The sequence below is a fragment of the Vibrio sp. D420a genome, from assembly GCF_030248625.1.
Classification (GTDB): domain Bacteria; phylum Pseudomonadota; class Gammaproteobacteria; order Enterobacterales; family Vibrionaceae; genus Vibrio; species Vibrio fortis_A.
Genome location: NZ_JAHGAN010000023.1, coordinates 92,397 through 114,943 on the forward strand (window position 1 = coordinate 92,397; position 22,547 = coordinate 114,943).

Consider the following 22,547-nt stretch of genomic DNA (forward strand, 5'->3'; position numbering starts at 1 on the left):
TTTAATTTTAGTGTTGCACAGATGTTAAAGATTGCTATTTGCGAAGTAAGACATACACTTTGAGCAATAATATTGCCAATAAAACTCCAAAATTAATGGAATATGCCAATGGATGAGATCGACAAGAAGATACTGGCTGAACTGCAAAGCAACGCACGACTCACCAACCAAGAGTTAGCCGACCGCGTGGCTCTTTCTCCCTCACCTTGTTTACGCCGAGTTCGAGCACTAGAGAAACAAGGGATCATTCGTGGTTATCATGCCAGTGTCGACCAAGAGGCATGCGGTTTACCCGTAAATGTTTTTGTGTTGGTGAAGCTTGAAAAGCCGACAGAAGAGAACATGCGAGACTTTGAGCAGCACATTGAAGCGATTGATGAAGTTTTAGAGTGTTTTCTAATGACAGGTAATCACGACTACTTACTGCATGTGGTGAGCGAATCGCTCAAAAGCTACGAGCAATTCATCCGCAAACAATTAACCCGCCTACCCAATATCGCTTCGATTGAATCCAGCTTTGCCTTTGGTCAGGTAAAAACAAAGACCAAGTTGCCAGTGAGGTGAGTTGGTGTGGTTGTTTTTGGAGATTTGGGGGTTTAAAGAGTTTCCGATCTCGGATCACATCACAACCAACTGATTTTAATTACAATTCCCATTTATAAATGAAAGGGATTTTTATGAGATTTGTAATCATCACCATGCTGCTTGTTTCTTTAGCAGGTTGCATGGAAGTAGCAGGCCCCACAATAACGAATAGCATGGATAAACAAGTTACGGTAACGGTCACTTATAAGACTGGTCGTGTTCAAGAGATCACGTTTGATCCATGCAAAATAGGTTTTGTTGGTCATCCAGACGACATGGTCGCAAGTGTGCGCTTTAACAATTCCATCGTAGACATGCCGTATTCGGATAACGATGAACTAGAGAAGATCACGAATATTCATGTTTTTGAAGATCGACTTTTAACTCTGCCAACCAGTGTTTGTATCCCAACGCAGCAACAAAATTAAGTGGTAACGTTGGTGTTATAATAGTGCTAAGGCCTCGCCACAGGGGGCTTCATTTAAACTAAGAGGCCATTTACACGTCCCGAAATAGACTTTGAAAGATCAGCTGATAGAATAACCATATCCATCCACTAGACGAAATATAAGGAGGTAACCATGAACCAGTGTGCATTTTCTTTTGCATACATTTTTGCTTACGAAGTTCGCTCAAGTTTTACCAGCAACGTGCTGCGATAACCTAGCTTGAGCGAAGTAGCAAAACAGACAGACTAACTAGAGTCTCTTCCCTCTAGCTTACGAGGTTATTGTCAGCGAAAAACTGACGATAGGCGTCATTACGCCTGAAAAACTTGAGTAAGCCAATGAGCACATTATTATCTACCCAATCAGTTACATTCAACACACCTTCAACATCTCTATTTGAAGACATCTCTTTCACCCTTAAACAAGGTGACCGCATCGGCCTTGTCGGTTACAACGGCAGCGGAAAAAGTACCCTACTGCAACTACTCTGCGGTAACAAAGAACCTCACTCTGGTGCTATTACCATATCGAGTCACTGTTTAATCGAACAAGTCGAGCAGCATTTGCCAACGAACCTAGAGCATCTTTCTACGCTTGAGGCCGTGGTCGCAAAGCTTCCCAAAGATGAACAGTTACAAGACCAATGGCGCGCAGAGCTGATCCTCTCCGATATGGGCTTTTCTTCCAGCGATTGGAGCCTAACCGCGGGTTCTCTGAGTGGTGGTCAACATACACGCGTATTACTCGCAAGGGCGTTGATATCAGAACCAGATCTGCTTTTGCTCGATGAGCCGAGTAACCATCTCGACCTCCCTACTTTACTTTGGTTAGAACGTTTTCTAATCAACTGGAGAGGTAGCTTTGTTCTCGTGTCACATGACCGAAAACTATTGGACAAGGTCACCAACTGCACTTGGATACTTAGAGACAAACGCCTTAATTACTTCCAACTGCCCTTCTCAAAAGCACTAACTGAACTCGAACGAGTTGATGAAGCTGCAAAACAGAGAAACTTGGCAGAGCAGAAAGAGATCGACCGTGTTGAAAAAAGCGCTAAACGATTAGCCAACTGGGGACGAGTTTATGACAACGAAGACCTGGCAAGAAAAGCCAAAACTATGGAGAAAAGAGTCGAACGATTAAAAGAAACGCAAACCGAACTGACCTCGGGAGCCCCTTGGCAGCTCTCCTTAAAAGGTGAAGCGCTTAAGGCAAACCGACTGCTCGCTATCGACAAACTCGATGTTAAGCCCGCGCTTGACGCACCTGTATTACTTCAGGTGATTGAGCAACAGATCAAAAGTGGCGATCGAGTTGCGATTATCGGTAGTAATGGTAGCGGCAAGTCATCAATGTTGAAAATGCTATGGCAGAGCTATACGCAGAATGTACATAACATGGAGAACATTCAGTTCCATCCACGTTGCCGACTCGGTTTTTACGACCAAAGCTTAAAGCAACTCAATGACAATGACGTCTTGATTGACTCCCTTGAAGGGTTAACTGACCTATGTGAAGAAAGACGTAAAATCGCGTTAATCAGCGCTGGTTTCGAGTACAACAGACACTCTCAAAAAGTAAGCGAATTGAGTGGTGGCGAACGCTCTCGGTTATTGATGCTTGGGTTATCACTGGCAGAGTATCACCTACTCATGCTCGATGAGCCTACAAACCACCTTGATATCGATGGCAAAGATCAACTCAGCGATACACTTAACCAGTTTGAAGGTGGAGTGTTACTTGTAACGCACGACCGAGAACTGATTGAAAAAAGCTGTAATCGCTATTGGTTGATTCAGGATGGTGAGCTAACGGAATGGCATGACCTTGAAAAGCTGTATGGTGAAATTGATTCAGAAACGAAAGTTCATGACCCTAAGTTCTCAGAGATTGAGTTATTAGAGAGTGAATCAACTGACAGTGGTTGCTCACCTAGCTCTAACCATAGCCAGACAAGCGATAGTCTTGATTCTGAAGAAGCCATATTGGAAAGACTGTATCAACTAGAAACCTTAATTGAGGAAGACAAACAACGTAAGCCAAAGCATCAGAAACCAAAGATGCAGCAACAATGGCAACAAGAGTTAGAGCAGATTACTCAACAACTTAATCTGTAATAACTTAGAGTGAACAGTGTAAAGCTAACCACTGTTCATTGGTAACACACTCGACTAAAAACCAAGGCCTCGTGAACGCGAGGCCTTAATTACCCAATATCCTTCCTAATCAAACACCTTACTCGCTGTAGTCTTGATGATTTCTAACGTACGACGCTTAAGAGGATCAACCGATGCTCTCTCATGATACAAAAGCTTTACCGTTTGATGAGCAATAAAGGACACAGGCTGAGTCGCAACATTGTAACCATCGAAGAAATCATCTTTAGTATCAGCAACAAACATCAACCTTTCAGTATTTTCTAAGGCCATCGTCGTGAACTCCATTGATGTTGATGCAAACTCAACGACACGTGACTTTTTATGTCGATCGGCTAAGTAATCTAACCATCGTTCAACTGCGTCATTGCTGCTGAGTACCGCATGAGGGTAATCAAATATACGCTCCTCTGAGAGCATTTTGTTTGCCATTGGATGATCTTGTGACATAACGACTTGATACCCAACATCCACAATAGGCAACAGAAGAACCTGTCCCTTCCAATATCGGCTATACCGATGAGATACTTGTAGAGGAAGACCTTCGCATGAAAGCGCTGCACGATCGCCATAACATGTTGCGCGTAAACAAAGGTCTAAAGCCGCTACCTCACGAGTCAGATATACTTCGCAACTCCGTCATTTCAGCAACTGAAGATCTTTATCAAGCGGTTGAGTACCTTCAAGACAATGCAGAGGCGCTAGCCATTGACCCTAATCGAATTGCCTTAGGTGGTTTTTCTGCGGGTGCTATGACGAGTTTTAACGTTGCTTACGGCATGAATGCCCCTATAAAGGCGGTGATGGGCAACTCAGGTATGGTCCATGGATTTGCGATTAACTCTCAAGGTAATAGTTCCCTACCACCAGCAATCATCAACATGGGGCAATATGACTTAGATCCTCTGATGGAAGCACTACAGCACTCCCTACCTAAGTACAGTGACGCGGGCATTAGTATTAATACTGCTTGGATACCCGGGTTTGGTCACTTCTACCCATCAGGTGCGATAACATTGAGCGATGAAGTAAAGCGAGAGCCCTTAATCGAGCGCATGATCAACTTCCTAGATACTAGCTTGTGATGCCGATTTACTAACTTAACACCACTCTCACTCATCAAGTACGTTGGAATTCAGTTTCTAACGTACTTGTATCCATTTCAGAATCCGTATTTACATAAAAGCGAGTGTAAGGCTACTTTGGATTGGCTCAAGTAAAGACCAAGTTGCCAATGAGATAAGCAAAACGCGTCTTAGTAACTTGCAGGCTCTTTGAGTTTTTTCGCTTCAACTATTTCCAAGAGTTGCATCACTTTGAGGTTTATTTGCTCGACAACCCTTTTTACAAATAAGGTTCTATCATTCCCTGTTAGCTCTAAAGCATTCGCTAAGTTAGGTATAGTCCATTGGAGTCTGTTAGGTACGTGCGAACAAACTACATCCACGCATTCAACAAACATATCACACTGCTCGTGACTTACTTTATCGCAAAGCGTAATCACATAGTCGAAATCTTCGTCGTTCTTCTTGTGCTGGAACACTGTTTTGCTTTCGCTAGTTATTGAAACATCAAGCACATTAGACAGTTCTTCGATGATAACTGGTGGAGTTGGCCCTGGCTCAAAACCAGAGCAAGTAGCTTGTATCATCCCGTTAGATTTTTGCTCTACAATCGCCTTAGCGATAGCCGCTCGAACTCCTTTCTTTACACACACAAACAAAACCTTGATAGGAGTGACACCCATACTCAAATACCTCTTTTGTATTAGTCTATTAAACATAGATATTTGAGGAGATTTTTCAACACTGCAAATGTATGAGGTACAAGAAAGGCTAAATCCTGTCGTTTATAAAATCACTTTCTACTGACTAAAAACTACTAAACGACTGTGGCAGGCGCTGCACTTCATCCCAGTCCGATAGTTCAATATTGATCAATGATTTGCGCTTCTCATTACACAATGATGCGATGTTGATGATAGGAAGTTGACTACGAAACTGGGCGGTGAGGATAACCTTTTTACCTTCGTAAAGACCGCTTCGGCACTGCGCCAAAATCGCCTCAGTATCTAGCTGGTGTGCGTTCTCGATAATCTGAATACCAGCGTTTTTTTGATAGTAACTTGTTAGCCAAGATATCGCCTGCTCTTCCAAACTAGTGAGCACGATGACATCTTTTGTTGCCATCAGATCGTTGAGTTCAAGTTGTTTGAGTTCCGTTTCCATAAATACTCTCTTCGTCGAATCAGTAACCATCAAATTAAAGTCGGTTGCCCAGTGTCGCCTGTGCCAAATGGTAGCCTCTGTCTATCATCTCTTTTGAGCGTTCAAACTCCAACGTGCCACAGGCGTTACGTGGGACCTCTAGGGTAATATCGGCAGGATAAGCGGCGAGTTTCTGGCGAGCGATAGTCGACTGCATCGCATCAAACGCTTGGTTGGCGATATCGTAAGCCGCAAAGTTAAAGCTCATTTTACTTTTGACGTTGTTGCCTAGGTTATCGATAAAGTGGGCAACCTTATCGTGCAGGTTAGTCTCTTTTGTTGGTAGGGATACCGGTGTCACTTCTTGTTTAAGCAGTTCAGGTTCGCCACCTAAGTTCACAGCGATTGTGACATCTGTGTTGTCGCCAAAGGTTGGAGCAATGGGCACAGGATTAAGCACTCCCCCATCAATCAACTCTTCACCATTGATGACATGAGGTGTGAAGAACAACGGGAGAGAGATAGAGGCACGAATGGCATCAAACAGAGAGCCGGACTTCAGCCAAACCTCTTTCTCCTCAGCGACATTAGCGGCAACAGCGGTATAAGGGATAGGCAGTTCTTCAATAGCAATCTCACCGATCAATTGACGCAGTGAGTCTATGATCTTATCCCCTTTGAACATACCGCTTGACTGCCATGAAAAGTCCAACAACATCGTCATATCAGACTGCTCGATACTGGTGATCCACTCTTCAAATTCATCCAATTTACCCGCAGCGTAAACACCACCGATAAGCGCACCAATTGAACAACCAGAGATCGATTTTATCTGATAGCCATGTTCAATTAACCAGCGGATAACGCCAACATGAACCAAGCCTCTGGCGCCACCACTACCAAGTACCAATGAGATTGTTTTTGCCATCGTACTAATCCTTTAAATCATCAGCTCTTCAAAGCGTTAGGCACAAATTATATCACTTCGAATAACCGCACGCAGTGTAGTGCTTTGAAAACTGCTCCACCTCTGTACATTTTAATATGTTGACGGGGAAACAAGTCATTCCAGCAAGCCTAGGCGCGACTAGGAATCTGGTTTCTAAGTGCGCTGATACAAAAAGGTCGCCCACTTAAAAAGTGAGCGACCTCCTGTTGATCATTCTATTCTGTGTTCATTCTCTTTGTAAGCTCATTCTGTTAATAAGAACAGAGAGCTACAGCACACGTAAGCACTCTTCAGGCGACAAGCTCAACAGTGTATTGGCGAAGTTAATCTTCTCATCACGCCATCTCAATGCTGCTTCTCGGCCGTCTTGTGAATGTCGGTCAGCTTCAAAGTAGCTTTTTCTTGGAAGTCCGTTTGCTGGCGTCATCACCATAGATTGCTCATTTAAGCGAATCGTAAATAGGAACTGACCACGTTGTCCTGTTTGCGCTGCTGGGTGATGCAATGTGGTATCACAACAATAGCGTCTATCACGCAGTGCGCGGCATGTGTACTCAAAGGCATCTTGAGCACCACGGCCAGGGAACGCGGTATAAATGCTGATGCCATCACGTTGCAAAGACTGATCACCCGCCGCGAGTTGCACCGCGTGTTGGATCATCCTAAAGCCCAGAACCACGCCACCAATGCTGTTCAATCCACTGTACTGAATTGCGCCTTCTAAGCTGAGGTGAAGTTTGTTTTCCCCTTCATAGAGAAAGAGATCAGGCAATGCCCAATCGCTCTTTGGAATAAGCAGTTGAGTAATATCCGAGTGTTCCATGTTGGTCTCCGCAACAATGAGTGTGTTTGAGATAACAAAATAACGTAATGAGAATTATTATCAATAAATTTAAATCGAAAATGTTAATTGTCGAAAGATTAAGGTTCGAATCCAAAGAACAAACAGCAGCATGTAACGCAAAAGTTATCCCGTGACATCACAAACATCACCCATTTGCGATGAACATTCGTTGGGATAAGTTAAAGTACAAACACCTTCTTATATTCATATCTCAATGATTAAATTATGAAAAATCCTGTCTTGTCGTTCGCACTAGCTTGTGTCGCAATATTTGGTTTCAACGTCAATGCTTCTGAGGAAGAAAACTTCTGGAAGTGGTTCCAAACTAATGAAGAAATGCTGTTTAATTTCGAAAAGGATCAAGAAGTGGCATTCGATAAGCTATCTGCGGCTCTAAACAAAGTAGATCCAAACCTAACGTTCGAATTTAGTCCTATTCGAGAAGACAACAAGCGGGAGTTTGTGATTAGTGCTGGTGGAATACAAGAGTCATTTTCGTCGGTAGAATTGTTGTTCGCAACAGCGCCGAATCTAGACAATTGGGTATTTTTTAAGTTTCGACAACGTCGTACCCCTTTGCATGATCTAACTTACGGTGGGGTTTCAGTTAAGGCTGATGACGTTTTTTATAATCTCTACAAAGATGGCGATAAACTAGGCGTCGTCTTGTTCTTTGATGGCTATAACGAATCAGAGCACGTTCTATACGCCAGCATCGGTTTTCTGTTCCTCGACCAAGCCATTGGTGAGTACGATGTTGAAACAAAACTCTCTTTCATTGAGTTCCATAACAAAACGTCAGCTCATTATGAAGGAGCCAAACCCTTAAAACGACTCTCTACACAATTTGATGATTATTTTGGTGGTTAAGTTTTAATACACTAACACCGAACGTGTTTGGCACCTCGCTAGATGGTGCCTTCCTTCCCTTTTAGAGACTAAAAGTTTCCTTCTAGCGTATACCTTGGTCTCAAGCGTATCGTTTACTTTTCAGGCAACCTCACCATCAAACCACACCCAAGACTTCTAGAAAGCAATAATCGATAGACTTTATCGGATGCTTTAACGCAAAGCATTTCTTGTTAGATATTCGTTTATTACCCATCAAGTTCATCGTCTACAAACAAGCTGCCCTACCCGATTTACAGGCTTTCATTCTAGTTCCTTCAACCTACGACTAATGTCTAACTGACTGACTCTATTTGTTTTTTTTGGTTTGGTATAAGGTACTAGCAACTGAATGTTAATGACTTTTTAAATATAAGTTGATGCATTGTTTACATCACTAAGTAAGTCATCACGTTCTGTGTAGAAGAAAAAGATATAGCTAACTACTCCGCTGAATCTTCGTATCGTGAGTAAATTACGTTTGTTGGAACAACGCACCTTAGAGTGTGAAAGAAAGGAATCAAAATGAGCAGTACTTTAGAGTCCGTAAATATACCAAGAGAGGAGCCTCAAACCCATGAGGACGAACTCTCCTATGAACAACAACATAAACCAAGCTCAGAGTTTGAATCCCGAGAACAGTATCTAGAGCACGAACTACAAATCATGTCGCCTAAGCGCTGGCGTCCAAACTTACCGTTTAAAGACTACCGATTCGAGATAGAAGACACCATCCCAGCCATGGCCGCGACCATTGGTAAAGTGGTTATGGTGGGCGCTATCGCAGCCACCTTTGCCGGAGCGCTTGGGCTAAACGAAGGTTTCATCCTAGAGAACGTTCGCTATGAGCTCCTTATCGCCTCTGTTTTCATCATCCTTTTCTCTGGTTTTCTATTACCGACGGCTAACCTCGCAGGTACCCATGGCCCACTTATTCCATTAATCCCTATTGTGGTTGCTGCTGGCGGTCACCCAATGGCCTTTGGCTTGCTGATTGGCGCGTTTGGCTTGCTGTTAGCCATCAGTAAAGGCGGCAGTATGTTAGCCAACCTCACCAGTAAAGGCGTGTGTGGCGGCTTACTGCTCTACCTTGGTTTTGTGGGCACGGCTTCTCAGGTGAAAAAGCTGTTCGCTTGGGCTGAAGGCATAGGCATGAGCCACATCGCTTTCGTTGTGATCTTCTGCACCATTATTCTGTACGCACTACTAGAACACTTCCGTAAGCGTTGGTTAGCCGTGCCTCTTAGCTGCTTGTTGGGTGGTACGATTGCATTCGTTATGGGCGCGCCGTTCTCTTTCCAAACTGAACCTGGTCTACCGAACATGAACCCTATGTATTGGTGGGGAGAAGATACAGGTTGGATGCTAGGCCTACCGACAATTGAACACTTCATGGTAGTACTGCCGTTCGCAATTCTAGCGGTAGCGATGTGGTCACCAGATTTCTTGGGGCATCAAGTGTTCCAAAAAATCAGCTACCCAGAGCGCACTGAAAAAGTACACATGAACATCGATGACACCATGACTACAGCGTCTATTCGTCAAACGTTCGGCTCGCTGCTTGGCGGTACTAACTTTACGTCTTCATGGGGCACTTACATCGTACCTGCGGCGATTGCTAAACGCCCTATTCCGGCGGGTGCTCTGTTGACGGCTCTGTTCTGTATCATCGCCGCGATTTGGGGCTACCCGATGGATTTAGCTATCTGGCAACCTGTACTTTGTGTGGCGCTGATTGTTGGTGTATTCGTTCCACTGCTAGAGGCAGGAATGGAGATGACGCGTGAAGGGAAAACCACTCAATCAGCAGCGATTGTTGTGTTCTCATCAGCGCTTGTGAATCCAGCATTTGGTTGGTCACTCACTATGCTGCTCGACAACCTAGGCTTAGTCGGCTGTAAAGAACGTAGTGGTGAACTGAGTAAGATGAGCCGCTGGGTACTACCGGGCATTATGTTTGTTGTTCTAACAAGCGTGATGGCATTAGTTGGTCTTCTACCGGGGATTCCAGCAATTATCCCGAGCTTCCGCTAAGCTCAATTAGCATTAGTTTGAAAGAATAAGGCCTCGCACACGCGAGGCCTTATTGTATCTGTTTGTCCCGTCCTGAAATCAGCGAGAGCTGACTTAATTCGATAGCCATTCATCCAGTACCGCAATGAATTCAGGGTGGATAAGATAGCCTATTGAAGTGTGCGGGTTACTTTTCCCGTTGCGGATGTTGAGATTATAAATTGGGTAGATATCTTTCATTCCGCAGGGTACTAAACCCAGTTCAAGCATCTCTTCATAGTCGTTTTTGATTTCACTGTCGTGAGAGATAAAATCATCTTCCGCCGATATGTTTATCCATTGTTGGATGTTTAAAGGGTACTTCTTATCACCTTTTAGGCGACTGCCTTTAAGCCTATCTTTCACGTTTTCATCACCCAGTGGTGAACCAAGCGTAACCAATAAGTCTACCTTCTTGTCGGCGCCATAATCGTGTCTGTACTCTCCGTAATGAGATAACTTCCATAACACGTCATAACTGATCATCGAACCAAGACTGTGCGATACGATCATTACGTCATCTTGATTATCAAGCGCTTCCTTAAGTTCGACCATTAATCTGTGCCGCACATCGCTACCAAAATAGGTATCTTCATTCCAATAGTGAGCCATATCTGGCGCGACCTTAGTAATGAGCGTCTCGGCTATCCCTAGTCTTCCAAATAACGATGAAAACGTATCTGCTAAAGCCTCTTTAAGAAAGCCCATTTTAGATACATCACCATACGTTGCTTCGTCGAACTGATGAGTTTGGTACTCTTTTAACTTCGCCAATGCCTGTTGGCGACTTAAAGGGTCTTCGGTTGGTTCTTCTAATAGTTTGTTTGAAAGCTCACCGTAGTAGACAAACCGCTTTTCAACATCTCTAAAAGCTTGTAATGCGTTTGCGCCTCCACAGTCTCGATGCAAGCCATGCTCTATCGCATCGTACCAGAGCGCTTGAAGTGGTGCTTTGTCGGGCTTTTGAGCGCGACCGTGAATGAATATGATTTTCTTAGCCATAACAGGACGTCCTAAATTACATAGTTAAAGTTATTATTTTCAATAACAAACACCCTCTAGGTTTGCTCAGCTTTCTTACCAATAAGAATGCTGCTGATTCCACATCTAGTAGGTGATTGATAAATCTTTTGTATAACTATGAGACAGCCGTTTTAGGCGATTAATGGGTGAAAGATTCAGTCACGACTCGCAAATTGGTAATGAATGTGCCGAGCAAAATCTTCCACACACAAAAAAGCCCCGCAAACGCGAGGCCTTAGTCTTCAATTAAGGGGGGACAACCGCCCTACTTCACTGGCTTTAATCCATTCGAGTAATGAAGGTTTGCTCATCATCGACAAAAGCCACGTAGTCGCCGTGGTAGATGAACACACGACCACGACCTTCAACGATACACGCTAGTTGCGGGTTCAAGTCTTCTTCAAGGTCTTTACTTTGATAGGTGCCGGTGTCAGTGATCACGCCGCGAAGTGTCGGCAAAAAACCATAGCTGCGTTTGGCTTGGTCAATCAGGCTCAATTCGCTGTTGATAGAGAAGTACGATGGGATTGGGCCAGCATCTTCGATAAACATCGGTTTCAGTTCTTCAAAGGCGGTAATTACCAGCCAGTCGATGCCGTTTACATGATGGATAAACATAGTGGTTCTCGATATTTCTAATGCGGGGATTCTATCACTATCAAGCAGTGAGCGTGGGAGAAATTGAGTGGTTACAAATAAGGTCTGGCCCCGTTGTCATTTCTCCTTAAAACATAACCGAATTATTCAGCTCGCATTCACACTTGAGATGGCATTCTGATTAAAGAATCCATTGATAAGCGACCAATAAAATGAAGCTCTCTCCCCGATTAAAAACCCTAATATCGATCACTTTTAGCAGTGTAATTGTCTGGTTCCTGTTACCTGCTGACCTTGAGTTAGCCCGAAAGATCCCAGCGTTTTTTGCCACAGTCTCGATGATCGCTATGGCTGGGGCGATGTTATTGAGCTGCAGACCAAAATGGATAGAGTCACTGGTGAGAGGGATGGACCGTGCGTACATTTGGCATAAATGGTTAGGTATCTTCGGCCTTGTTGGTGCTTCGTTTCACTGGTTATTAGTACCCGGCCCTGCAGGGAATGGTATCGATCCTTCATTCGCTGAATTTGGAGAAGAACTCGGTCAATGGGCAATGTATGGATTGCTGCTTCTTGGTAGTGTAAGCATGGTTAAAACTCTGCCTTACCGTCTTTGGTACTACACGCACAAACTCATGGGGCCAATATTTCTGATAGCGGTTTACCATACGTTATTCTCGGATGTCCCTTTCGTCATCGAGAGTGTTACTGGTATCTCTTTGGTCATCGTATCGCTTGTGGGTAGCTTAAGCTGGATATACAAGACCGTCATCAAGCCAACCACCTATCAAGACTACACTGTTACTCATGTAGAGAAGCTTGACGGTGCCCTTGAAATTACACTTAATACCGATGGCAAAGGCATTCACTATCATGCGGGGCAATTCGCCTACCTCGATTTTGGATACGATAAAGTAGAACACTTTCACCCTTTTACCATCGCCTCCGCACCACATGAAAAAGAGCTGAAATTCGTTATACGCTGCCTAGGCCGCCACACAAGTGAGCTGTACTCAAGAGTGGAAATTGGAGACAAGGTTAAAATTGATGGTGCATACGGTCGATTACACGCTGAAAAGGACAGTACTAAACCGCAAATTTGGATTGCTGGGGGCGTCGGGATCACTCCTTTCCTCTCTTGGCTTCAAACTGTTAAGCCATCGCACCAACCTATTCATCTATTTTATGTCGGCAAAGGTAAGTTTTATGCGCAAATCATTAAAAAACTATCAGGGTTAATTCCGACCAAAAACGTAACGCTACATACACAAGCCGACTTTAATGGGCGTTTGAATTCGCAAGTGATCACTGAGCTCGTCGAGACGCCTGTGAAAAATCATCAGTTTTTCGCATGCGGGCCCGAGCAAATGATGAAGGACTTAAAAGAACAACTGATCTCTGACGGGATGTGCCCAACGCAATGGCACAACGAAAATTTCTCTATGAGATAAGGTTATGCCTACAGCTATAGATAGGTATCGTCACCACCATCGCCTTAAGGAAGTTCCCCCTTTTACGTGTGAACAAGGCTTAATGTTCACTGTATCTCAAGAAGTTGAAAAGCTTCTTGAAAAGGAAGTAAAGAAAGTGGAACGTCGGTTATCAATCGATGAGGAGATTAATAACAACCTCGAGGATCTTGGTGGGCTTAATATAGACAAAATGATGAAATCAATGGATTAATCAAAGCACTAAGGTATTGATTAATCTAAATTTACACAATGACAAAACGTGGAGATGATTATGGGCACAATAATTGGACTGTTAATTTTGGCTGGTATCAGTGTATTCCTACAGCGTAAAACGGGACTTCATTTGCATGAGTGGATTGCAAAAAAATATAAAGAATCTCAAGACAAAAAGTAATTGGCTCTCACAGAGTGACAGACTCCATCGATTAGACTTAAAAGACTAAGGCCTCACACAAACGAGGCCTTAGTTTTATCTATAGAGTGATCTCAACCGCCCTACTTCACTGACTTCACCGCTTTCATCAAGGTTGTGTTGAAGTGCTGTGGTTGCTCTAGCATTGGGAAGTGGCCTGAGTCTTCAACGTAGTAAATACTGTAATCCTTGATGTGTTTCTTGTTCGCTTCTGAGTTCGTTGGCCATAGACGAGCGTTAACCAATATTACTGGCACATTCACGTTCTCATAAACGCGGTGAGCTTCGCCTGTTACGTATTGGCCCAGATAATGGCGGAACTGGTTTATCGCGACAGCTGGCGGTGCTGATGCCATGTCTTGCGTTACCCAGTAAAGTAAATCCGCGTCTACGTCTTTTGGTAGCGAGTCTTTCACGAACATAGTAATGCCCGCTTGGAAGTCTGCTTCAAATGGTTTGGTCATTACATCTAGGTCGCTTTGTGAAACCGCTAGTGCGACGTTTTGCGATGTATCGACACCAATAATGCCCTTCACTCTTTTCGGCATCAGTTTAGCGGTTTCTGCAATCACACCACCTGCCATCGAGTGCCCGACTAAGATGACTGAATCGAATTGCTCTTTCTCGATGACGGCTTTGATGTCTTCAGCGAACGCAACCATGGTGTACTCTTCACGGTTGAACGACGAGTTACCGTGCCCTGCTAAGTCCATAGTGATCACTTGGTACTGCTTTGAAAACTCACTTAGTTGGTTTTGCCATAGCCTGCTGTCTAAACTCCAGCCGTGAATGAAGATCAGCGCCGTATCCCCACTTCCACTTTTGCCATACGCAATTTGCTCACCATCGTGAGATATCGCAATGCCGTACTTAACCGTTGAATCATGAGCCATGGCATTAAAGCTACCAAGTGCCATGCATACCAAAAGTGTGATGTTTAAAATTAAACGTTTCATAGTGTCTCGCTACTTACTTTAGAGGGAACATAGAAAGCGACCCTCTCAATCAATATAGCTATTATAAGGTGTGAATATTTAGACAAAGAACTCTTTTGTTATGTGAATCAACCAACTCACTTCCAAAGGCTGAAGTAACAGAATGGAAAAAAGAGAGCTAACCCAAGTTAATACGAACAGATCAACTAGCATAAAGAGCCTAACTAATAGAAGTATCTCGAGAAAATTTACTTGCAAAAATAGAGGCTTAGACGGAAAATTAGCATGTTGCACTACTAACAGGAAGAGTTAGAGATGGGATTAACCATAACTAGTTTTGAAGCAAAATATGGAGATGCTTTTTTAATAGAAGAGTCTATTAATGGTATCCGATTTTTAGTCGACTGTGGTTTCAAATTAACATATAAAAACCATATTAAGAAAAAAGTTAAATCAGCCAACTTCATCATTCTGACGCACTCTGACGAGGATCACATTAATGGTGCTTTTCCATTAATTAATGACTACCCTGAAAAATTTTCTTTGGATAAGGTGTACGTAAACTCACCAGAGTCTATCCCAGTTCCTAGAACAAACGGTGAAATATCAATACGACAAGCCAAAGATTTAGTTAATTTATTACAAGACAAAAATTTGCCATTTGAAGGCCTAATTCAAGGTCAGACTATGGAGCTTGCCAAAGGGCTATCACTAGACATTATTTCGCCTACTCAAGAGGAATTAGATTGTTATTTCAAAAAATATAATGAACAAGTAGGCACTATACAGAAAAATAATAAAGATATAGCTATATCCATAAACAATGCTACTAAATCTGTTGGCGAATGGGCAAAGAAACCAGATTCATTTAATAAAAAATCAGACGATATAGCTAACGCTAGCTCAATTGCATTCATTTTAAATTATAAAGATAAGAAAATACTGTTCCTAGCCGATTCGCACCCCGAAGTAATTTCAGACTACTTACTAAGACAAGGTTTTAGTTCAGACCAAAAAGCAAACTTTGACTATATCAAACTATCTCATCACGGAAGTTCAAAAAGCATTTCAAAACAACTACTAAATATTATTAGTTGTAGTAATTTTATAGTTAGCACAAACGGTGGAAAAGCAAAGAGTAAACACCCTAGTGTTGAAACTATTGCTAAGCTAGCAACTCTAGTTGATAGGAATGGTAGTAATAAAATAAATTTTTACTTTAATCACTCTATTTCATCTATTGAGGCAAGAAATGGTCCATTATTAACCGAATCAGAGCGTCTTTATTACAAGATAAACTACATAGAACAAAATGAGATAAAAATCACATGAATCACCTAACATTTCTACCCTATACATCTGTTCAAATATCTAAAGACTCAACGTATATGGGAAGTGCTGTACTCGTTAAAATTGAGAGCGTGTTTTATGTTTTAAGCGCTGCTCATGTACCTTTTGGTGAAGGGTGTGAGGAATATAGCGAAGGCCTGAGTTCTACATTAACCTATAAATCTGAGAAAATCGGTAACTTAAGATTCATCAGAGAGTTAGGCAATCTTGATATATATAGATCTCATGACATTTTTGCTATTGAAGTTTCGATAAATAGTGATGACTTTCCAGATATGAAATTTACTAGTGATACTGATAATCCGGCATTAGAATTCGTATTTAGAGGTAGAACTAAAGTTCAAAGCGGTAAAGTTTACTCGGTAAAACCTTGTTATAAAAACGGGGTTTCGGGGGATGATATTCATATCGAGATACCCGAGAAAAGCTATACTGATTTCCAAGGCGAAGCAGGAGCTGAGATATTACAGGGACTATCGGGAAGTGGTGTATTTATTCATGATAATGATTCAAAAGAAGCTTTTTTAACTTCAATAGTAAAGTCGGTAAGTGAAGATAATTTTGTTGGTGTTAATTGCACGTGTATATCTGTATTCAAAAAGCACTTAATTCATGATATTGAACTAGTAGAATACAACCATCAAGAAAATAGAAAAGATGAATTAGTCGATCATGCTACCAAAGTAGATATAGAAGAATTGACTCGTTCGATTTCAAAAAATCTGATATCTCAATTGATGCCATCTTCTCAATTAGGTAACTCAGATATAGCTGTATCTCATATGTCACCTCTAACTTCAATTGATAGTGTTCCGCTTCCAACCGCAATAGCTTCAAGGAATAAGTTAATAGATAGCACAATCTATTCACTTAAATACAATAATACTGCTTGGTTATATGGGACTGCTGGTGTTGGGAAAACCGTTGCAGCCAAAATGGCGGCAAAACACATAGGGGGAAACTGGTTAACGGCCAATCTAAGAGGGTTAAACCCCCAAGAGGTTTGTCAGATTTTAGCTAATTCGTTAGCTAATTTTGATTGTCAAAGGGTAACTGGCGTTCTTATTGATGACCTTGAATGTGCCTTTACACCTATTGTTACTGAAAAGCTGCTTAACCTTCATCAATTTTGTAAAAATGCTAATATTTTTATACTTTATACATCATCTAAACCAACAGACGAAGATTATCTATATTCTGCTAATCTCCCTCAAGATGTTGAACAAAAAGTTGACGACTTCTCTGAGGAAGATATTAAAGAAATTTTATCAAATTTTGGTGTTTTTGAAGACTATTGGGCACGGTATATATATGCATCATCAGGTGGAGGACACCCACAATTAGTTATCGCAATGATCCAAAGCATGAAAAAAAGCAAATGGAGTATTGAAGAGTTTAAGACCTTAGACTCCTTATTACAAAGAAATGAAACTGTAGAAAAAGTTAAGAAGAAAACTAGAGAAAGATTGCTTTGTGAATTATCCTCTACTTCAAGAGAGCTTGTTGAGCGAATATCTTTAATCACAGGTAGATTTGATAGACATCTTGTGCTTGATTTAGCTTTAATACCCCCTAAAGTAACAGACGCTGGAATTACTTTTGATCAGCTTATAGGATCTTGGGTAGATCAGCACGAAATGGATCGTTTTTCTTTATCTCCACTATTATCCAACTTCGCAGTTGCAACCTTGACCGATAATCAGCAGAAAAAAATTCAATGTGAAATTGCAAACTCAATTCTCCGTAAAAAAATAATAGACCCAATAGCAATGAATACAGCTTTCATTGCTGCATTTGCAGGGGAAAACACTCGAGCACTTGGACTCCTATGCTATCCAATTCTTACAACTGAACTCAATGAACTTCAAATCATCGCTCCACATTTGATATTGTTTAGTTTGTTTAATACAGACCGTTCAATTTATGTACACGACTCGAATACAAACCTTATGTTGAGAGGAGCTCAGTTAATACTTTTAACTTGTTTTGAAGATAAAAGAGATAAATATTTGGAAGCGTTTAAGCGTTTTGAAATAGAAGCAGATAACTCTGACGTTCAAGAAACTAACAGTTCGGTGTTGGTGCGCATAGTTATATACTCAAAACTATTATTATCTCAACCAAAATTTGGAGAATTGCCCAATTGGAATTCAATCATTTTGGATCTTATTGGGCTGTTGAATGGAAAATCAGAATTAATCCCTGCGTCACTTCCCTATAAAGAAATACCTACAAAAATTGACGGCGTATCAGTTGCAAGCTTATTAATTATTAACCAAATCAATCAAATTAAGACGATAGAAGCATTAATTCCATTATTTAGTTTTATTGATACTTTAGATTCAAAAGCTAGAGAAGAATTGTTCTTAGCCATCGAGCAAACTGATATTGGTGTAGACTTTTTTGTAAGGAATGCCTGGTTAAATGAGTTTGAAGAGGGAAGCATTGATTGTAAAAGGCACTCAGCTATCTTTTCTAAAATAGAATCTTTTGCTAATAATTGGGGGTATACGGAACTTGCAGTGGTTTGTGTGAAATTTTCTGCTGTTATTTGGGATGAATCTGGTGGACAGAAAGAGAGAGCTTTGGATCTCATTGAATCAGGTTTTGGTAAGTATGGAGATACTAACTTCTGCTTGCTCAGAGCAAAAGCAAAAGTACTGTGTAGGGCAAAGGAATATCGTAAAAGCCTCACAATTTCAAATAATTTAATAGAATCAAATGCCTCGTTTAATAACTTCGAGAGAATTTTATTTTATCGGGATGCAGCTATTTGTGCAGAACATGAGAACCATTACCTGTTAGCAAGAAAGTACTATTTGCTTGCTGCTTCTGCAAGCAGTGAACTAGATTTAAAAGAAAACAACCCTATGCAAGTAGGCTTTAAAGCTGATGCAGCCTTGGCAAGTTGGCATAACGGTAATAGAGAAGAATGTGTCCAAGATCTTGCAAATGTATTATTTCAACTAAAAAAAATAGATCCTAAAAGCTCGTTACAGGCAGCTCATTGCCACGCAATATCTCGCCATCTTTTATTATGGCTTGAACAAGAAGCTGCTAAACAAGATAAATTTCTATCCAATGGTGAAGAAGTCAAAATATACCCAGGAATCGTTAGTAATCCAGAGCCTCATAAAGACATAGACATGCAAAGGCTCACACCAATCGAAATGGCTTGGTATATGTTAGCATCTGTAGAGAATTATTGTTCATTAGATGTAGGCATAAGTTCAAAGCTTATATTAAATTTGGTTAATGGCCCAATAGTAGAGGGAGAATTTGTTTTGAGGTCCTCTAGACTTGATACTGCAATTCTAAAACCAAACGCTGGGTTACTAATTAAGGCATTAAGAGGCTTTTTATCAAATATATGTCATGTATTACCACAGGAAGGTAATAAAGACGAATCAAAAAATATTGAGTTTACATATCAAACATTGCCTGAAGCAACATTATCAGATTTTGAACGATTAAGTAGTATTGTTGAGCATTATTTACTTAGTTTCGTCATCAGTTGTATGTTCCAAAATAAGTGGAATGAAATTGACAAACTAGTTGTGCAAGTTTCAATCGAAAAAGAAATATTTATTCGCCCAGAGTTAATTGGTGTTCTAAAAGGCAATAAGACAGATGTTAATGACGCAATTTCTCATAACTCTAAACTATTAATGTCATTTCGTAATCAACAATATAGAGATCCTATGAATGCGTTCATTAGAGTTTTTCACAGTACTCTTATTGCCATTCAAGTCTCTGTTGATATAAAGCAATCTAATTTAATTTCTAGGTTGGCTTTTGAGTCATTAGAGAGCAAATGGTTAAGTTTTTGGGGGCAACATAGATATTTACTTACCGATCCTAAGCGTCACTTTGTTAATATAAATAAAGCACTTTCAGTGAAAGGTTTCTGTTGGTCTCTAAATACCCTGTACTTGATGAAAGCAATTTTGCCTACATTGGGTGTTAGTGACGAATTACATGTTAAAAAAACACTAGATGGATTAATCTTACAAGCTAAATCTACCAAATAATGATCTTCATTTGAAAAATGTTAACTTCGAATACTTGGTTAGTTATCGATATTTGTTCGTACCCGTAATACTTTATACTCAACAACTAACATATCTTGTATTCATCTAACCACGAGAACACCCTACTCCTTACCCACCCAAGATAAAAAAGGCCTCGCAATTGCGAGGCCTTTGATTTTTCTATCTATCAGAAGAGATTAGTCGCGAAGTGCTGCGCCGAATTTCTCTGAGATTGAAGCTACGATAGCATCTACTGAACCAGCGATGTCTGCGTCTTCTAGTGTGCGCTCTACAGACTGTAGAGTCAGTGCGATAGCTAGGCTCTTCTTGCCTTCTTCTACGCCCTTACCTACGTAAACGTCGAATAGTTTAGCGTCTGTTAAGAATTCGCCACCAGCTGCGATACACGCTTCTACGATGTCGCCAGAAGCTACTGCTTCATCAACAACAACTGCGATATCACGACGGTTTGCAGGGAACTTAGATACTGCTACAGCTTCTGGAAGCACGCGAGTGTTGATAGCTGCCCATTCGATTTCAAATACGATAGTGCGGCCGTTTAGACCAAACTTACGCTCTAGTTCTGGGTGAACAGTACCAATGATACCCACTTCTTTACCGTCTACTACGATAGCCGCAGTTTGACCTGGGTGAAGTGCTGGGTGCTTAGCGGCTTTGAAGCTGTAAGCTTTTTCGTTCGCTGTTAGCTCTAGAACTGCTTCTAGGTCGCCTTTCAGGTCGAAGAAGTCAACAGTGTTAGTTGCAACGTCCCAGTGCTCTTCACCGCGAGTACCAGAGATAACGCCCGCAAGCATCATTTCTTGACGCATGCCGTTTTCAGCTGATGCTTCTGGGATGAAACGTAGGCCAGATTCGAATAGACGAACGCGTGGCTGTTGACGCTTCTGGTTGTGAACAACCGTGTTTAGAAGACCTTGGATTAGGCCAAGACGCATTGCTGACATGTCCGCAGAGATTGGGAATGGCAGGATTAGCGGCTCAACATCTGGAACGATCAGTTTTTGCTGCTCTGGCTCAACGAAGCTGTAAGTGATTGCTTCGTGGTAGCCACGGTCAACTAGAAGATCACGAACGCGCTTAAGCGGTTGGTCAGCTTCTTTGTGGTCGTTCATCTTAAGTGCCGCTTTAGGCGCTTGGTTTGGAATGTTATCGTAACCGTAGATACGACCTACTTCTTCAATTAGGTCTTGCTCGATTGCGATATCGAAACGCCAAGATGGAGACGTTGCCGTCCAACCTGCGTCTGTAGTTTCCACTTCACAACCTAGACGAGTTAGGATTTCTACCACGTCTTCAGATGGGATTTCGTGACCTAGTAGGCTGTCTAGCTTAGCGCGACGTAGAGATACTACGTTTGCTTTTGGTAGATCAGCTTCAGACTCGCTGCCGTTTACTGGCGCAACTTCACCACCACAGATTTCAACTAGAAGCTGTGTTGCACGCTCCATTGCTGCTGCTTGTAGTGTTGAATCAACACCACGCTCGAAACGTAGAGAAGAATCTGTGTGTAGGCCGTAAGCACGTGCGCGACCACGGATGTGATCCGGTGCGAAGAATGCAGCTTCTAGAAGTACGTCTGTTGTTTCAGTTGTTACACCAGACTCTTCACCACCAAAGATACCAGCGATTGCTAGTGCTTTGTTATGGTCAGCGATAACAAGCGTGTTGCTGTTTAGTTCAGCTTCGTTGCCATCTAAAAGTGTTAGTTTTTCGCCCTGCTCTGCTAGACGAACCACGATGCCACCTTCGATCTTAGCTAGATCAAATGCGTGCATTGGTTGGCCTTGCTCTAGCATCACGTAGTTTGTGATGTCTACAACTGGGTCGATTGAACGGATACCACAACGACGCAGTTTTTCTTGCATCCAGATTGGAGTTTCCGCTTTCACGTTTACATTCTTAACCACACGGCCAAGGTAACGTGGACAAGCATCAGTTGCTTTGATTTCAACAGATACTGTGTCTTCAATGCTTGTAGCAACAGCTTCAACTGCTGGCTCTGTAACGTCTGCGCGGTTTAGTACGCCAACTTCACGAGCTAGACCACGGATGCTGAAACAGTCTGCGCGGTTTGCTGTTAGGTCTACGTCGATCGCAACGTCTTCTAGGTCTAGAAGTTCACGAACGTCCATACCTAGAGTTGTACCTTCTGGTAGCTCAAGGATGCCGTCTGACTCTACGTCGATACCTAGCTCAGAGAAAGAACAAAGCATGCCGTGAGATGGAACGCCACGTAGTTTTGCTTTCTTGATTTTGAAGTTACCAGGAAGTACTGCGCCAACTGTTGCTACTGCTACAGTTAGGCCAAGACGACAGTTAGATGCACCACAAACGATGTCTAAAAGCTCTTCTTCGCCGATATCAATTTTTGTAACTTGTAGTTTGTCTGCGTCTGGGTGCTGACCGCACTCAACCACTTTACCTACTTTAACGCCGGTGAATTCACCAGCAACAGGTTCTACATCGTCAACTTCCAAACCAGCCATAGTGATTTGGTGAGCTAGCTCTTCGCTGTTAATTGCAGGTTTAACCCACTCGCGTAGCCAAGATTCACTGAATTTCATAGTTTTGACTGC

Annotated in this window: 19 protein-coding genes; 10 read left to right on the forward strand and 9 right to left on the reverse strand. The window is 42.0% G+C overall.

Annotated features, from left to right (window positions below):
* Positions 1-108: 108 nt before the first annotated feature.
* The 3 genes from KI743_RS15435 to KI743_RS15445 all read left to right on the forward strand — a co-directional run bounded on the left by KI743_RS15435 (position 109) and on the right by KI743_RS15445 (position 3,151).
* Complete coding sequence (locus KI743_RS15435; RefSeq protein WP_032548816.1) at positions 109-564, forward strand: Lrp/AsnC family transcriptional regulator; 456 nt, start codon at positions 109-111, stop codon at positions 562-564.
* Between the two features lie 113 nt (positions 565-677).
* Positions 678-1,013 carry a hypothetical protein gene (locus KI743_RS15440; RefSeq protein ID WP_285467154.1) on the forward strand — a complete coding sequence of 112 codons (336 nt, stop codon included), beginning with the start codon at positions 678-680 and terminating at the stop codon, positions 1,011-1,013.
* Between the two features lie 359 nt (positions 1,014-1,372).
* Positions 1,373-3,151: an ABC-F family ATP-binding cassette domain-containing protein gene (locus KI743_RS15445; RefSeq protein WP_285467155.1), complete on the forward strand. Its 1,779-nt coding sequence runs from the start codon at positions 1,373-1,375 to the stop codon at positions 3,149-3,151.
* Positions 3,152-3,256: 105 nt separating this feature from the next.
* On the opposite strand, the gene KI743_RS15450 is transcribed toward KI743_RS15445, so the two are convergent.
* The gene (locus KI743_RS15450) at positions 3,257-3,640 is read right to left on the reverse strand and encodes a hypothetical protein (protein WP_285467156.1); all 384 of its coding nucleotides are present in this window, start codon (positions 3,638-3,640) and stop codon (positions 3,257-3,259) included.
* Positions 3,641-3,738: 98 nt separating this feature from the next.
* Here KI743_RS15450 and KI743_RS15455 point away from each other — a divergent pair, with 98 nt between their 5' ends.
* A complete protein-coding gene (locus tag KI743_RS15455) occupies positions 3,739-4,275 on the forward strand; it encodes an alpha/beta hydrolase (protein WP_285467157.1) in 537 nt (178 codons plus the stop codon).
* A gap of 170 nt (positions 4,276-4,445) precedes the next feature.
* Here KI743_RS15455 and KI743_RS15460 read toward each other — a convergent pair whose 3' ends face one another.
* The 4 genes from KI743_RS15460 to KI743_RS15475 form a co-directional block, all read right to left on the reverse strand.
* Positions 4,446-4,937 carry a hypothetical protein gene (locus KI743_RS15460; protein WP_285467158.1) on the reverse strand — a complete coding sequence of 164 codons (492 nt, stop codon included), beginning with the start codon at positions 4,935-4,937 and terminating at the stop codon, positions 4,446-4,448.
* Positions 4,938-5,061: 124 nt separating this feature from the next.
* Positions 5,062-5,418 (reverse strand): hypothetical protein, encoded by a 357-nt coding sequence (locus tag KI743_RS15465; protein WP_032548810.1) that lies wholly within the window; start codon positions 5,416-5,418, stop codon positions 5,062-5,064.
* 34 nt (positions 5,419-5,452) lie between these two features.
* Complete coding sequence (locus KI743_RS15470; protein WP_285467159.1) at positions 5,453-6,325, reverse strand: patatin-like phospholipase family protein; 873 nt, start codon at positions 6,323-6,325, stop codon at positions 5,453-5,455.
* 289 nt (positions 6,326-6,614) lie between these two features.
* Complete coding sequence (locus KI743_RS15475) at positions 6,615-7,169, reverse strand: hypothetical protein (RefSeq protein ID WP_285467161.1); 555 nt, start codon at positions 7,167-7,169, stop codon at positions 6,615-6,617.
* Between the two features lie 246 nt (positions 7,170-7,415).
* On the opposite strand from KI743_RS15475, the gene KI743_RS15480 reads away from it, so the two are divergent.
* Complete coding sequence (locus KI743_RS15480; RefSeq protein ID WP_285467162.1) at positions 7,416-8,060, forward strand: hypothetical protein; 645 nt, start codon at positions 7,416-7,418, stop codon at positions 8,058-8,060.
* Between the two features lie 543 nt (positions 8,061-8,603).
* Positions 8,604-10,112, forward strand: a complete 1,509-nt coding sequence (locus KI743_RS15485) for a DUF3360 domain-containing protein (protein WP_285467164.1) — start codon at positions 8,604-8,606, stop codon at positions 10,110-10,112.
* Positions 10,113-10,205: 93 nt separating this feature from the next.
* Here the strand turns inward: KI743_RS15485 and KI743_RS15490 are convergent, their stop codons facing one another.
* Together KI743_RS15490 and KI743_RS15495 are read right to left on the reverse strand one after the other, a co-directional pair.
* Positions 10,206-11,132 (reverse strand): hypothetical protein, encoded by a 927-nt coding sequence (locus tag KI743_RS15490; protein WP_285467166.1) that lies wholly within the window; start codon positions 11,130-11,132, stop codon positions 10,206-10,208.
* Positions 11,133-11,432: 300 nt separating this feature from the next.
* Positions 11,433-11,771: a hypothetical protein gene (locus KI743_RS15495; protein WP_032548803.1), complete on the reverse strand. Its 339-nt coding sequence runs from the start codon at positions 11,769-11,771 to the stop codon at positions 11,433-11,435.
* Positions 11,772-11,962: 191 nt separating this feature from the next.
* Here KI743_RS15495 and KI743_RS15500 point away from each other — a divergent pair, with 191 nt between their 5' ends.
* Positions 11,963-13,201 carry a ferredoxin reductase family protein gene (locus KI743_RS15500; RefSeq protein WP_285467167.1) on the forward strand — a complete coding sequence of 413 codons (1,239 nt, stop codon included), beginning with the start codon at positions 11,963-11,965 and terminating at the stop codon, positions 13,199-13,201.
* 4 nt (positions 13,202-13,205) lie between these two features.
* On the forward strand, positions 13,206-13,433 hold the full coding sequence (locus tag KI743_RS15505) for a hypothetical protein (RefSeq protein ID WP_285467169.1): 228 nt from the start codon (positions 13,206-13,208) through the stop codon (positions 13,431-13,433).
* Positions 13,434-13,717: 284 nt separating this feature from the next.
* Here the strand turns inward: KI743_RS15505 and KI743_RS15510 are convergent, their stop codons facing one another.
* Positions 13,718-14,590: an alpha/beta fold hydrolase gene (locus tag KI743_RS15510; protein WP_285467171.1), complete on the reverse strand. Its 873-nt coding sequence runs from the start codon at positions 14,588-14,590 to the stop codon at positions 13,718-13,720.
* A 294-nt stretch (positions 14,591-14,884) separates the two neighbouring features.
* Between KI743_RS15510 and KI743_RS15515 the strand changes: the two genes are divergently transcribed.
* Both KI743_RS15515 and KI743_RS15520 read left to right on the forward strand, forming a co-directional pair.
* Complete coding sequence (locus KI743_RS15515; RefSeq protein WP_285467172.1) at positions 14,885-15,901, forward strand: ComEC/Rec2 family competence protein; 1,017 nt, start codon at positions 14,885-14,887, stop codon at positions 15,899-15,901.
* A gap of 56 nt (positions 15,902-15,957) precedes the next feature.
* Positions 15,958-19,950, forward strand: a complete 3,993-nt coding sequence (locus KI743_RS15520) for a hypothetical protein (protein WP_285467173.1) — start codon at positions 15,958-15,960, stop codon at positions 19,948-19,950.
* Positions 19,951-20,147: 197 nt separating this feature from the next.
* On the opposite strand, the gene pheT is transcribed toward KI743_RS15520, so the two are convergent.
* Positions 20,148-22,535: a phenylalanine--tRNA ligase subunit beta gene (gene pheT, locus KI743_RS15525; RefSeq protein WP_285467174.1), complete on the reverse strand. Its 2,388-nt coding sequence runs from the start codon at positions 22,533-22,535 to the stop codon at positions 20,148-20,150.
* Positions 22,536-22,547: the final 12 nt, after the last annotated feature.